Origin of the sequence: Streptomyces sp. NPDC056948, from assembly GCF_042674225.1 — a bacterium.
In the GTDB taxonomy this organism is placed as follows: domain Bacteria; phylum Actinomycetota; class Actinomycetes; order Streptomycetales; family Streptomycetaceae; genus Streptomyces; species Streptomyces purpurascens.
In genome coordinates this window covers 1-14677 of record NZ_JBHUQX010000235.1, presented here as the reverse complement: position 1 = coordinate 14677, position 14677 = coordinate 1, and the positions used below count along the sequence as shown (strand labels likewise).

Below are 14677 nucleotides of genomic sequence, written 5' to 3'. Positions count from 1 at the left end.
TTACATTCCGAACCCGGAAGCTAAGCCTTTCAGCGCCGATGGTACTGCAGGGGGGACCCTGTGGGAGAGTAGGACGCCGCCGAACAATCATTGTATGGGTTGGTCCCGTAACTTCGGTTACGGGACCAACCCTTTTTTGTTCCGCGTCACTTGAAGTTCACGTTGCGCGCTCAGCATCCAAAGCATGGGTACTGCTGCAATGCTCAGGGCCGCCGGAGTCGGACTCGGTGACGAGGTCGTCGTGCCGGCCTTCGGGAACGTCGAGGTCGCCGAGGCCGTTGCCATGGCCGGGGCGATGCCGGTGTTCGCCGACATAGATCCTGTCACCTACTGTCTCGACGCCGTCGCTGTGGAAGCGGCGGTAACTCCGCGCACCGCGGCCGTGGTTGTCGTGCACCGCTTCGGGCGGCTCGCCGACATCGCGCGGTTGCACACGTTGGGAGCGCGGCACGGACTGCTCGTGCTGGAGCAGGGAGAGTCCGAGGCGCCGTACGACGAGATAGCCCAGCGCAGGGAGCGTGCGGGCTATCTCCACGCGAAGCTGAGGGGGGTGCGGACGCCGGATGACGGTGACGGGCACACCTATCAGCAGTACGTTGTGCGGGTTCCGGGCAACGGACGGCCGGACCGTGATGCCTTCGCGCGGGCTGTGCGGGCCAAGGGAGTTGAATGCCGGGTTCCGGTGAAGACCCCGGTGCATCGGCTGCCCGAATTCCGGCGGTGTGTTTCTCTCCCGGAGACGGAGCGAGCCGCTGACGAGACGCTTGCGCTGCCCGTTGACGCGACGCTGACCAAGCGGGACATGCAGCGGATCGTGTCCGCCTGCAACGCCCTCGGAGGGCTGCTTCAGCCCGCCTTCTGACGAGGTTGGGAGCACGGGTCTGTTCGGGGTATGATCTATTCCGTTGCCGCGCGGGAAACCGCAACGCGACAGGCCCCTATAGCTCAGTCGGTAGAGCGTCTCCATGGTAAGGAGAAGGTCAGCGGTTCGATTCCGCTTGGGGGCTCCAGCAGAAAAGGCCCCACCCTCATGGGTGGGGCCTTTCGCATGTCCTAGTCCTTGTGGAGGCCCGGGACGCGCATGGCCAGGATCGCCATGTCGTCGGACGGGGCGTCCGACGCGAAGCGTTCCACCGCGCGCATGATGCGGGCCGCGACTGCTCCTGCTGTCAGGCCTGTGCAGGTCGTGAGGACGTCGGCGAGGCCGTCGTCGCCCAGCATGCGGGCGCCTTCGCGGCGTTCGGTGACGCCGTCCGTGACGCACAGGAGGACATCGCCCGGATCGAGGGTGACCGTCTGCTCGTAGAGCTCCAGGTCCTCGATGACGCCGAGGAGCGGCTGGGGTTCGGCTGCCGGTTCGACCGAGCCGTCCTGGCGCAGGCGCAGCGGGAGCGGGTGGCCGGCGCAGACGACCTTCAGTTCCGCGCTGCCGTCCTCCTGGGGCCGCATCTCGCCGTAGAGGAGGGTGAGGAAGCGGCTGCGGGCGCCCTCGTCGAGGATCGCGGAGTTGAGGCGTTCCAGGACTGCCGGGCCGCTGAGGCCCTCTCGGGCCAGGAGGCGCAGGGCGTGGCGGGCCAGGCCCGTGACCGCTGCGGCGTTCGGGCCCGTACCGCAGACGTCGCCGATGGCGAAGCCGTAGGCCCCGTCGCGGATGGGGAAGACGTCGTAGAAGTCGCCGCCGACCTCGTTGCCCTCGCCGGCGGCGCGGTAGATGACCTCGACCTCGACGCCCGCGATCACGGGGAGCTCCGGGGGCAGGAGGCTGCGCTGGAGGGACTGGCTGATCGCCGTGCGCTCCGAGTAGAGGCGGGCGTTGTCCAGGGCCAGGGCGGCTCGGCGGGAGAGGTCCTCGGCGAGTTCCAGGATCTCCTGGCGGAAGTGTTCGTCGGTCGGCTTGCCGAGGGTCAGCATGCCGATGACGCGATTGCGGGCGACCAGGGGGAGGACGACCGTCTCGCCGCCCACGGCGGAGGCCGTGGCGAGGGTCGGGCCGATGCCGGGGGTGACCTGGCGGGTGGGGCCGCCGCTGAGGCCGAGGCTGCGCATGGAGCTGCGCAGGGCCGCCTGGTGGGCCACCTCGCCGGGGGCCGTCCAGACGCGGGCGCCGGGGGTGGGGACCGGGTCGGGCGGGGGGACCTTCGACAGCAGCGACTTGATGCCGTCGATGAGTTCCTCGTCCTCGTGCAGGACGTACGAGAGATACGGCTCGGAGGCCTGGTCGGCGATCGTGTAGACGGCGCACCAGGTGGCGAGGGTCGGGACCGTCATCTGGGCCATCAGGGCCAGGGTCTGGTCGCGGTCGAGGGTGCCGGCCAGCAGGTCGGACGCCTCTACCAGGAAGCTCAGGGAGCCGCGGCGCAAACGTTCCAGTTCGCCCAGGCGTGCCGACTCGACGGCGAGGGCGATGCGGTCGGCGGCGAACTGGAGGCGCAGCGCCTCCTCGTTGGAGTATCTGCCGGGGGCTTCGGCGGCGACGCCGAGGGAGCCTGTGAGGCGGCCCTCCACCTTCAGCGGGACGGTGACGACCGAGCGCATGCCCGTGCTGTTCAGCAAGGGCACCGCGCCGGGGACCGCCGTCAGGTCCTCGTGGACGGCCGGCATACGGGCCGAGCCGTAGCGGCCGGGGCCCGCCTCGACGGGGACGCGGGCGAAGCGCTGGCGGGCGGAGGGCAGGCCCGTGGAGGCGCGGACCTCCAGTTCCGTCTCGTCGTCGGTGGCTAGCAGGAGGAAGGCCGAGTCACCGTCGAGCATGTCGCGGGCGCGTTCCACCGTGCGCTGGAGGAGGCCGTCGAGGTCGTCCGGGGCGGGGGAGCCGATGAACACCTCGAAGGGGTCGGTGCTCTGGCCCTCCGAGGTGGTCGAGGTGTCGGAGGCGGGGACGCGCAGGGGCGTCTGCAGAACGGCCCTTTCGTGGTCCCTCACGAGGAGGCACACGGTTGACGGTTCGCCGCCGGTGTCGCGGACGCGCAGGTGGGAGGCGTAGACGGGGGTGACGCGGCCGGTGGCGGCGCGGATGCCGTAACTGCCCTCCCAGCGGGAGAGTTGGAGCGCCTCGGCGATGCCGGTGCTGGTGCCCGGGGTGTGTGGCCAGGCCGCGAGGTCGGTCAGGGGCTTGCCGGTGACCTGCTCGGCCGGGTAGCCGAAGAGCTCCTCGGCGTCCTCGCTCCAGGCGGTGATGTGGCCGGTGCGGTCGATCTGGATGACGGCCACGCGGACCCGGCCGTCGGCGAGGGGGAGGAGGTCGGCGGGGAGGGCCGGTCCGGCCGCTCGGGTGCCCACCGCGCGTGCGGGCAGGTCGAGTTGGAACCAGACGGTCTTGTGCGTGGGGGTGTATTCGACGCCCCAGCGGCCGGCGAGGGCCGCGCAGAGCTGGAGGCCGCGGCCGCCTTCGCGGTCGGGGCTGCCCATGTTGATCGCCGTGGCCTGGAGCGGGATCTCGCGCTCGGGATACCGGTCGGCCACCTCGATGCGCACGCCCTCGTCGCTGCGCAGGCACAGCAGGTCGGCGGAGGTGCCGGCGTGGACCACGGCGTTGGTCACCAGTTCGCTCGTGAGAACCACGGCGTCGTCGACGATGTCGGCGAAGCCCCAGCCCTGGAGGGTGTCGCGAACGAAGGAGCGGGCGCTCGCGACCGAGCGCCCGACGGGCTCGAAACTGGCGGCCGCGCGCGCGGTGATCACAGAACTCCTTGACCGGTTCTCGACGTGCTGGGCTGCGTGACCGACCGGCTCGCGCCGCTGCTGCGGCAGGCTGCCCGTCGGCCGGGGGTCCGGGGGCTGTCCCCCCGGGATCAGTCCGGTGGTCATGTGTGCGGCCGCCCCTCCGATGCCCGCTCGTCTTCGTGCCACCGCCCAGGCCGGACGGACCGGCGCGGCTGGACAGCCGGATGCAAGGTTACTTACCTTCGCGGTCCATTCGGATGCCGGTCTGCAGTGTTTCCGTCCGGAGGGTGTGCGGACGATGTGCGAAGCTGCCGAACTGTTATGGCCTGGTTCGGCCAGGGTGAAACACTGGGCAAGCTTCTTGTGAAGGTCCGGGCAGGCTGAGTGCCCAAGGCGTACGGCGGGCAGCAGCCCTCTGGCAAGAGCCTGATATGCAGGGCAGAGAATACGCAGTAGTAACTGGTACGCCGAGCGCGGTACCCGAGCACAGCAGTGACGGTCGACCCCTGCGGGAGGGACACAGTGGAGTCTGGCGCAGCGACGCGTGGCACGAAGACGCGCGCGAAAGGCGGACAGTCCCGGAGCAACCAGGGCAAAACACGCAATGGCACCACAGAGGTGGACACGGCGGCCCTGAACCGTTTGATGGCGGCCCTGGTGTCGATGCGGGACGGGAACTTCCGCAAGCGGCTCACGGTGTCCGGGGACGGCGTGATGGCCGAGATCGCGGCCGTTTTCAATGAAGTGGCCGACCGGAATCTGCATCTGACGGGCGAGCTGGCCCGGGTGCGGCGGATGGTGGGCCGGGAGGGCAAGCTCACCGAGCGGCTGGAGACCGGGGCCTGCGAGGGTTCGTGGTCGACGGCGATCGACAACTCGAACGCCCTGGTGGACGACCTGGTGCGGCCGGTTTCCGAGGTCAGCCGGGTGCTGTCCGCGGTGGCCGAGGGTGATCTGTCGCCGCGTATGGAGCTGCGGACGCAGGCCCCGGACGGGAACGGGCATCCGCTGCGCGGTGAGTTCCTGAAGGTCGGGCGGACGGTCAACAACCTGGTCGACCAGCTCTCGACGTTCACCGACGAGGTCACGCGTGTGGCCAGTGAGGTGGGCACCGAGGGCAAGCTGGGCGGGCAGGCGCGTGTGCGTGGCATGTCGGGTTCGTGGCGGGATCTCACGGATTCCGTCAACACGATGGCGTACCGGCTGACGGCCCAGGTGAGGGACATCGCGCTGGTGACGACGGCGGTCGCCAAGGGCGATCTGTCCCGGAAGGTCACGGTCCAGGTGGCCGGCGAGATGCTGGAGCTGAAGAACACCGTCAACACGATGGTGGACCAGCTTTCGGCGTTCTCCTCCGAGGTGACCCGGGTGGCCCGTGAGGTGGGCACGGAGGGCGCGCTGGGCGGGCAGGCGCAGGTGCCCGGGGTCGCGGGTGTGTGGAAGGAACTCACCGATTCGGTGAACACCATGGCCGGGAACCTCACGGCCCAGGTGCGCGGGATCGCGGAGGTCACGACGGCGGTCGCCAACGGTGACCTGTCGCGCAAGGTGACCGTGCCCGCGCGCGGCGAGGTCGCGCAGCTCGCCGACACGATCAACCAGATGACCGAGACGCTGCGGATCTTCGCGGACGAGGTCACGCGTGTGGCCAACGAAGTCGGGGCCGAGGGTCAGCTCGGCGGTCAGGCGAACGTGCCGGGTGCGGCGGGAACGTGGAAGGATCTCACCGATTCGGTGAACACGGTCTTCCGGAATCTGACCACTCAGGTGAGGGACATCGCCGCCGTGACGACGGCGGTGGCCAATGGTGATCTGTCGCAGAAGGTCACGGTCGACGTGGCCGGCGAGATGCTGGAGCTGAAGAACACCGTCAACACGATGGTCGACCAGCTGTCCTCCTTCGGTGCCGAAGTGACGCGTGTGGCGCGAGAGATCGGTGTCGAGGGTGAGCTGGGCGGCCAGGCGCAGGTGCCGGGTGCGGCCGGTACGTGGAAGGACCTGACGGACTCCGTCAACACGGCGTTCCGGAACCTCACCGGACAGGTGAGGAACATCGCCCAGGTGACGACGGCGGTGGCCAATGGTGATCTGTCGCAGAAGGTCACGGTCGACGTCTCCGGCGAGATGCTCAAGCTGAAGAACACCGTGAACACGATGGTGGACCAGCTGTCGAGCTTCGCCGACCAGGTGACCCGGATGGCCAGGGACGTGGGCACGGAGGGCCGGCTCGGCGGCCAGGCCCGGGTGGACGGCGTGTCGGGCACGTGGAAGGAACTCACCGACTCCGTCAACTCGATGGCCGGGAACCTGACCTCCCAGGTGCGCAACATCGCGCAGGTGACGACGGCGGTGGCCCGGGGCGACCTGTCGCAGAAGATCGACGTCGACGCGCGCGGGGAGATCCTCGAGCTGAAGAACACCATCAACACGATGGTCGACCAGCTGTCCTCCTTCGCCGAGCAGGTGACCCGGGTCGCGCGTGAGGTGGGTACGGACGGCCGGCTGGGCGGTCAGGCGCAGGTGCCCGGCGTCGCCGGTGTGTGGCGCGACCTGACGGACTCCGTGAACGGCATGGCGTCCAACCTGACCGGCCAGGTGCGCAACATCGCGCAGGTGGCCACGGCGGTGGCCCGCGGTGACCTGTCCCAGAAGATCACCGTGGACGCGCGCGGGGAGATCCTCGAGCTGAAGAACACCCTGAACACGATGGTGGACCAGCTGTCGTCCTTCGCCGAGGAGGTCACACGTGTGGCCCGTGAGGTGGGTACGGAGGGCATCCTGGGCGGTCAGGCCGAGGTGCAGGGTGTCTCCGGCACCTGGAAGGACCTCACCCAGTCCGTGAACGGCATGGCGAACAACCTGACCATCCAGGTGCGCAACATCGCCGAGGTCACGACCGCGGTCGCCCGGGGCGATCTGTCGAAGAAGATCACCGTCGACGCCAAGGGCGAGATCCTCGAGCTCGTCACGACCGTCAACACCATGGTCGACCAGCTGTCGTCCTTCGCCGAGCAGGTGACCCGGGTGGCCCGTGAGGTGGGCACCGAGGGCATCCTGGGCGGACAGGCGCACGTGCCGGGTGTCACGGGCATCTGGAAGGACCTGAGCGACAACGTCAACCTGATGGCCAAGAACCTCACCACACAGGTGCGGAACATCTCCCAGGTCTCGGCGGCGGTCGCCAACGGTGACCTGACACGGCAGGTCACCATCGAGGCCCGCGGTGAGGTCGCGCAGCTCGCCGACACCATCAACACGATGGTGAAGACGCTGAGTTCGTTCGCCGAGCAGGTCACCAAGGTGGCCCGTGAGGTGGGCACGGACGGCATCCTCGGCGGGCAGGCGCATGTGCCGGGTGTGGCCGGTACGTGGAAGGACCTCACCGAGTCCGTGAACGGCATGGCGTCCAACCTGACCGGCCAGGTGCGCAACATCGCCATGGTGACCACGGCCATCGCCAAGGGTGACCTGACGAAGAAGATCGACATCGACGCGCGCGGGGAGATCCTGGAGCTGAAGACGACCATCAACACGATGGTCGACCAGCTTTCCTCCTTCGCCGAGGAGGTCACCCGGGTCGCCCGCGAGGTGGGCACGGAAGGGCAGCTCGGCGGGCAGGCACGCGTGCGTGACGTCGACGGGACGTGGCGCGACCTGACCGAGTCCGTGAACGAGATGGCCGGGAACCTGACCCGGCAGGTGCGTGCCATCGCGCGCGTGGCGACCGCGGTGACCCGTGGCGACCTGAATCTGAAGATCGACGTGGACGCGTCCGGGGAGATCCAGGAGCTCCAGGACTACATCAACAAGATGATCGCCAACCTGCGCGACACCACGATCGCCAACAAGGAGCAGGACTGGCTGAAGGGCAACCTGGCCCGGATCTCGGCGCTGATGCAGGGCCGCCGCGACCTGGAGGACGTGGCCTCGCTGATCATGAGCGAGCTGACGCCGGTGGTGTCCGCGCAGCACGGCGCGTTCTTCCTGGCGATGCCGCTCGTCGACGGCGATGACAAGAACGCCGCGGGCGACGACCAGTACGAGCTGCGCATGCTCGGCTCGTACGGCTACTCGATGGGTTCCATGCCGACGTCGTTCCAGCCCGGTGAGGCGCTCATCGGGACGGCCGCCACGGAAAAGCGCACGGTCCTCGTGGAGAACGCGCCCAGCGGCTACCTGAGGATCTCCTCGGGGCTCGGTGAGGCACCGCCCGCGCAGGTGATCGTGCTGCCGGTGCTGTTCGAGGGCAAGGTGCTCGGGGTCATCGAGTTGGCCTCCTTCACTCCCTTTACGCAGATCCAGAAGGATTTCCTCAACCAGATCGCCGAGATGATCGCGACGAGCGTCAACACCATCTCCGTCAACACCAAGACCGAGCTGCTGCTGGCGCAGTCGCAGGAGCTGACCGAGCAACTGCGTGAGCGGTCGGCGGAGTTGGAGCAGCGGCAGAAGGCCCTCCAGGCGTCCAACGCCGAACTGGAGGAGAAGGCCGAGCTGCTGGCCCAGCAGAACCGCGACATCGAGGTGAAGAACACCGAGATCGAGGAGGCGCGGCAGGTCCTGGAGGAGCGTGCCGAGCAGCTCGCGGTGTCGATGCGCTACAAGAGCGAGTTCCTGGCGAACATGTCGCACGAGCTGCGTACGCCGCTCAACTCGCTGCTGATCCTGGCCAAGCTGCTCGCCGACAACGCCGAAGGGAATCTCTCCCCGAAGCAGGTCGAGTTCGCCGAGACGATCCACGGGGCCGGTTCCGACCTGCTCCAGCTCATCAACGACATCCTCGACCTGTCGAAGGTCGAGGCGGGCAAGATGGACGTCTCCCCGACGCGTATCGCGCTGGTCCAGCTCGTGGACTACGTGGAGGCCACGTTCCGCCCGCTGACCGCGGAGAAGGGTCTGGACCTGTCCGTACGGGTGTCGCCGGAGCTGCCCGCCACGCTGCACACCGACGAGCAGCGGCTGCTGCAGGTGCTGCGCAATCTGCTGTCGAACGCGGTGAAGTTCACCGACTCGGGATCGGTGGAGCTGGTCATCAGGCCGGCGCGGGACGACGTGCCGCAGCGGATCCGGGCTCAGCTGCTGGAGACCGGGTCGTTGACCGACGCGGACGCCGAGCTGATCGCGTTCTCCGTGACGGACACCGGGATCGGTATCGCCTCCAGCAAGATGCGGGTGATCTTCGAGGCGTTCAAGCAGGCCGACGGCACGACCAGCCGCAAGTACGGCGGAACGGGCCTCGGGCTGTCCATCTCGCGGGAGATCGCCCAGCTGCTCGGCGGTGAGATTTACGCGCAGAGCGAGACGGGCCGCGGCTCGACGTTCACGCTGTACCTGGCGCTGCACCCCAGTGAACTGCCGCCGCAGGGCTACCAGCAGCAGCTGCCCGCCCTGGAGGCCGGTGACCTCATGACGTCGTCGTCCGACCCGTCCGAGCTGTCCGAGGCGGAGGTCGACACGCCGGCCGAGGTGAAGTCGTACCGCGACACGCAGAACGGACCGGCGGCCCTGTTCCGGCGGCGTCGCAGGATGCCCGAGCTGGAGGCGCGCCCCGCGCCGCCGGAGCAGTGGACGCCCTCCGAGCGGGAGATGACGCCGAAACCGCACCGCGGTATCCGGTTCGGCGGCCAGAAGGTCCTGATCGTCGACGACGACATCCGCAACGTCTTCGCCCTGACCAGTGTCCTGGAGCAGCACGGCCTGTCCGTGCTGTACGCCGAGAACGGCCGTGAGGGCATCGAGGTGCTGGAACAGCACGACGATGTGGCGGTCGTCCTGATGGACATCATGATGCCCGAGATGGACGGATACGCGACGACCTCGGCGATCCGCAGGATGCCGCAGTTCGCCGGGCTGCCGATCATCGCGCTGACCGCGAAGGCCATGAAGGGCGACCGGGAGAAGGCGATCGAGTCGGGTGCTTCCGACTACGTCACGAAGCCGGTCGACCCCGATCACCTGCTCGCGGTGATGGACCAGTGGATGCGAGGGGAATGAGGGGAGCGTTGGGCCGTTGCGCAACCGTGGCGGGAAGGTTCGGTGTTCACGCGGAGTTGCCGACTCGATGTGTGCATAGTCGTGTAGAAGTACAAGATCTGGGGAACCTTCTGGTCTCCTGCTGCGTTTCCGCTACGTGCACAGTGACATCACGGTGACAGGGTGTGGCGACAGGCAGGGTGCGGCTACGATGACCGGCACAAGGACGGGCGACGTAAGGGAGTCGTCCCCTGGGGCGGCACCGACCGGTGCGTCCTCAGGTCCTGCGGACAGGGGAGGCCCCACGCCGGGGCGAGGAGGGCGGGCCATGGTGCAGAAGGCCAAGATCCTCCTGGTCGATGACCGGCCGGAGAATCTGCTGGCGCTGGAGGCGATCCTCTCTGCGCTCGATCAGACGCTGGTGCGGGCATCGTCCGGGGAGGAAGCACTCAAAGCGCTGCTCACGGACGACTTCGCGGTCATTCTGCTGGACGTCCAGATGCCGGGCATGGACGGCTTCGAGACAGCCGCGCACATCAAGCGGCGTGAGCGGACCCGGGACATCCCGATCATCTTCCTCACGGCGATCAACCACGGCCCGCACCACACCTTCCGGGGTTACGCGGCGGGCGCGGTCGACTACATCTCCAAGCCGTTCGACCCGTGGGTGCTGCGCGCGAAGGTCTCGGTCTTCGTCGAGCTGTACATGAAGAACTGCCAGCTGCGTGAGCAGGCGTCGTTGCTGCGGCTCCAGTTGGAGGGCGGCGACAAGAGCGCGGGCGGCGAGGCCAAGGAGTCGGCCGGGCTGCTCGCGGAGCTCTCCGCGCGGCTCGCGGCCGTCGAGGAGCAGGCCGAGGCGCTGACCAAGCAGCTCAATGACGAGTCGACGGACGCGGCCGCGGTGGCCACGGCGGCTCATCTGGAGCGCAAGCTCACGGGGTTGCGGCGGGCGCTGGACGCCCTGGAGCCGGGTACCGGGAGCACGTCTTCGGTGTCCTCGCAGAACTGACGCGCGGGCGGGCATGGTTGCCCGCCCATGAACGCGCGTCAGTTTCGCGCCTCTCCCGGAGCGACACGAACGGGTGAAGCCGTAGGCACACGTGTCCCTTGGCGTCTCCACCGGTAACCTCACACCCATGGCCTCACGTTCCTCCGCAGCCAAGAAGCCGCCCGCGAAGAAGGCGGCCGCTTCAGCGAAGGCTCCGGCGAAGAAGGCCGCTGCCAAAAAGGCTCCCGCGAAGAAGGCGCCCGCCAAGAAGGCCGCGGCGAAGAAGCCCGCGCCCAAACCGGCACCCAGCCCGACCGGAGGCATCTACCGGCTCGTGCGCGCCGTGTGGCTCGGCGTCGCGCATGCCGTCGGCGCGGTGTTCCGCGGCATAGGGCAGGGCGCCAAGAACCTCGACCCGGCACACCGCAAGGACGGTGTCGCGCTGCTGCTGCTCGGCATCGCGCTGATCGTCGCCGCGGGCACCTGGGCAGATCTGAAGGGCCCCGTGGGCGATCTGGTCGAGATCCTGGTGACCGGCGCCTTCGGCCGGCTCGACCTGCTCGTGCCGATACTGCTCGCCGTCATCGCCGTGCGGTTCATCCGACACCCGGAGCAGCCCGAGGCCAACGGACGCATCGTCATCGGCCTGTCCGCGCTCGTCATCGGCGTGCTCGGTCAGGTCCACATCGCCTGCGGCTCGCCCGCGCGCGGCGCCGGCATGCAGGCCATAAGGGACGCCGGCGGGCTCATCGGCTGGGCCATGGCGACGCCGCTGTCGTACGCCATGGGCCATGTGCTCGCCGTACCGCTGCTCGTGCTGCTGACGGTCTTCGGGCTGCTGGTCGTCACGGCCACTCCCGTCAACGCCATTCCGCAGCGGCTGCGGCTGCTCGGGGTGCGGCTCGGGATCGTCCGCGACCCGGCCGAGGACGAGTTCGGCGAGGACGACGAGCGCTACGACGAGCAGTGGCGGGAGGCGCTGCCCGCCCGGCCGCGCGGTCGGCGCACGCAGGCGCCCGAGGAGTACGACCCCGACACCGCCGAGCAGGAGGCCCTCTCCCGGCGCCGCGGCCGTCCCCGGCGGTCCGCCGTGCCGCAGCCGGACATGAACCGGCCCATGGACGCCGTGGACGTCGCCGCCGCGGCCGCCGCCGCGCTCGACGGTGCCGTCATGCACGGGATGCCGCCCTCGCCGATCGTCGCCGATCTCACCCAGGGCGTGACGGTGGGGGACCGCGAGGCGACCACGCCGACGCCCGTCCCGGCCGCACGCCCTCAGCAGGACAAGGCCAAGTCCAAGCAGGAAAAGCTCAAGCAGGACCAGCCCGAGCAGGAGAAGCCGAAGGCGGGCGTCCGGGACCTCACCAAGGCCCCGCCCTCCTCGCCCCGCGACCTGCCCCCGCGTGCGGAGCAACTCCAGCTCTCCGGCGACATCACGTACTCCCTGCCGTCGCTCGACCTGCTGGAGCGCGGCGGCCCGGGCAAGGCCCGCAGCGCCGCCAACGACGCCGTCGTCGAATCGCTGACGACCGTCTTCACCGAGTTCAAGGTGGACGCCAGTGTCACCGGCTTCACCCGCGGGCCGACGGTCACGCGCTACGAGGTCGAGCTCGGCCCCGCCGTGAAGGTCGAGCGGATCACCGCGCTGACCAAGAACATCGCCTACGCCGTCGCCTCCCCGGACGTGCGGATCATCAGCCCGATCCCCGGCAAGTCCGCGGTCGGCATCGAGATCCCGAACACCGACCGGGAGATGGTCAACCTCGGTGACGTACTCCGTCTGGCGGAGTCCGCGGAGGACGACGACCCGATGCTGGTCGCCTTCGGCAAGGACGTCGAGGGCGGCTTCGTCATGCACTCGCTGGCGAAGATGCCGCACATGCTGGTCGCCGGTGCCACCGGCTCCGGCAAGTCGTCCTGCATCAACTGCCTGATCACCTCGATCATGATGCGGGCGACCCCCGAGGACGTCCGGATGATCCTCGTCGACCCCAAGCGGGTCGAGCTGACCGCCTACGAGGGCATCCCGCACCTGATCACGCCGATCATCACCAACCCCAAGCGGGCCGCCGAGGCGCTCCAGTGGGTCGTACGCGAGATGGACCTGCGCTACGACGACCTGGCGGCCTACGGATACCGGCACATCGACGACTTCAACCGGGCCGTGCGCGAGGGCAAGGCCAAGCCGCCCGAGGGCAGCGAACGGGAGCTCCAGCCGTACCCGTATCTGCTGGTCATCGTCGACGAGCTCGCCGACCTGATGATGGTCGCGCCGCGGGACGTCGAGGACGCGATCGTGCGCATCACCCAGCTCGCGCGCGCGGCCGGCATCCACCTGGTGCTCGCCACGCAGCGGCCGTCGGTCGACGTCGTCACCGGTCTGATCAAGGCGAACGTGCCGTCGCGGCTCGCCTTCGCCACCTCGTCACTGGCGGACTCGCGCGTCATCCTCGACCAGGCGGGCGCCGAGAAGCTCATCGGCAAGGGCGACGGGCTGTTCCTGCCGATGGGGGCCAGCAAGCCGACCCGTATGCAGGGCGCCTTCGTGACCGAGGAGGAGATCGCGGGCGTCGTCCAGCACTGCAAGGACCAGATGGCGCCCGTCTTCCGGGACGACGTCACCGTCGGCACCAAGCAGAAGAAGGAGATCGACGAGGACATCGGCGACGACCTCGACCTGCTGTGCCAGGCGGCGGAGCTGGTGGTCACCACGCAGTTCGGGTCGACGTCCATGCTCCAGCGCAAACTGCGCGTCGGCTTCGCCAAGGCCGGGCGGCTGATGGACCTCATGGAGTCCCGGAACATCGTCGGACCGAGCGAGGGTTCCAAGGCACGTGACGTTCTTGTGAAGCCTGATGAGCTGGATGGCGTGCTCGCGCTGATCCGGGGGGAGTCTGAAGGGTAGGGAAGCGGGACACGGTGGTCGCCTCGCGGGGCGTGTACGCAGTCGGGTGTCCGGATCGTGATTCACCCGTTAGGGATCATTGAGCAACCGTTTCCCTCCGGCGTACGTCAAGTTGAGGGAGGCGAAAAGCACCGACCCCACCATCGGAATGTCGGGCCATTCCGATGGCGTACAAAGTGACACCGCCCGGTTGCCCCACCCTTTCATACCCCCCCTAGACTGAACTTCCAGCACAGGCGGCACACGCTCGAAAGGCGCCCCCGTGTCCATCGGCAACTCCCCTGAAGACGAGCGTCCGTTCGAAGACGAGCACGTCGAAGACGACCGCGAGGAAGCCCGCCCCTCCATCGGCCATGTCCTGCAGCAGGCGCGTATCGCCGCCGGACTGACCGTCGACGACATCAGTAGCGCCACCCGGGTCCGCATGAACATCGTGCACGCCATCGAGGCGGACGACTTCACCGCCTGCGGCGGGGACGTCTATGCCCGCGGGCACATCAGGACCCTGGCCAAGGCCGTCCACCTCGACCCCGCGCCGCTGCTCGCCCAGTACGGCGACACGCACGGCGGCCGACCGGCGCCGACCCCGGCGGCTCCCCTGTTCGAGGCGGAACGCATCCGTCCGGAGCGGCGGGGGCCCAACTGGACCGCGGCCATGGTCGCCGCGATCGTCGCCGTGATCGGTTTCGTCGGGTTCACCATGTTCCAGGGCGGCGACGACAGCGCCGGCGAGGCCAATGTGGCCGAGGGCTCCACGCCGGGTGCGTCCGCCTCCCCGACCACCAAGTCCAAGAAGCCCGCCGAATCCAAGCCCAAACCCTCCGACAGCGCCATCGCGGCCGCGCCCCAGGACAAGGTGACGGTCCGGGTGGCCGCCGCCGACGGCCGAAGCTGGATCGCCGCCAAGGACCACAACGGCCGGATGCTCTTCGACGGTGTCCTCAAGCAGGGCGATTCCAAGACCTTCCAGGACAGCTCGAAGGTGCACCTCGTCCTCGGGGACGCCGGTGCGATCGACCTCTTCGTCAACGGCAAGAAGATCGAGGACGACTTCCAGCCGGGCTCCGTGGAACGTCTGACGTACACGAAGGGCGACCCCGAGGCCGGGTGACCGCGCCCAAGGGGTGTCCGACGTACGGGGTTGGCCG

General features: G+C 68.8%; 6 protein-coding genes, 1 tRNA gene and 1 rRNA gene. 7 read left to right on the top strand and 1 reads right to left on the bottom strand.

The window, feature by feature from the left end; all coding sequences use genetic code 11:
* From rrf to ACFTZL_RS27185, 3 genes are all read left to right on the top strand, one after another.
* A 5S ribosomal RNA gene (rrf, locus tag ACFTZL_RS27195) occupies positions 1-85 on the top strand; the annotation flags it as partial.
* 114 nt (positions 86-199) lie between these two features.
* On the top strand, positions 200-862 hold the full coding sequence (locus ACFTZL_RS27190; RefSeq protein ID WP_382587840.1) for a DegT/DnrJ/EryC1/StrS family aminotransferase: 663 nt from the start codon (positions 200-202) through the stop codon (positions 860-862).
* Positions 863-934: 72 nt separating this feature from the next.
* A tRNA-Thr gene (locus tag ACFTZL_RS27185) sits at positions 935-1010 on the top strand.
* Positions 1011-1053: 43 nt separating this feature from the next.
* On the opposite strand, the gene ACFTZL_RS27180 is transcribed toward ACFTZL_RS27185, so the two are convergent.
* A complete protein-coding gene (locus ACFTZL_RS27180) occupies positions 1054-3807 on the bottom strand; it encodes a SpoIIE family protein phosphatase (protein WP_382587838.1) in 2754 nt (917 codons plus the stop codon).
* A gap of 378 nt (positions 3808-4185) precedes the next feature.
* Between ACFTZL_RS27180 and ACFTZL_RS27175 the strand changes: the two genes are divergently transcribed.
* The 4 genes from ACFTZL_RS27175 (at position 4186) to ACFTZL_RS27160 (ending at position 14640) form a co-directional block, all read left to right on the top strand.
* Positions 4186-9657: a HAMP domain-containing protein gene (locus ACFTZL_RS27175; protein ID WP_382587836.1), complete on the top strand. Its 5472-nt coding sequence runs from the start codon at positions 4186-4188 to the stop codon at positions 9655-9657.
* A gap of 307 nt (positions 9658-9964) precedes the next feature.
* Complete coding sequence (locus tag ACFTZL_RS27170; RefSeq protein WP_382587834.1) at positions 9965-10645, top strand: two-component system response regulator; 681 nt, start codon at positions 9965-9967, stop codon at positions 10643-10645.
* Between the two features lie 127 nt (positions 10646-10772).
* Positions 10773-13529, top strand: a complete 2757-nt coding sequence (locus ACFTZL_RS27165; protein ID WP_382587832.1) for a DNA translocase FtsK — start codon at positions 10773-10775, stop codon at positions 13527-13529.
* Between the two features lie 262 nt (positions 13530-13791).
* On the top strand, positions 13792-14640 hold the full coding sequence (locus ACFTZL_RS27160) for a helix-turn-helix domain-containing protein (protein WP_382587831.1): 849 nt from the start codon (positions 13792-13794) through the stop codon (positions 14638-14640).
* Positions 14641-14677 lie beyond the last annotated feature (37 nt).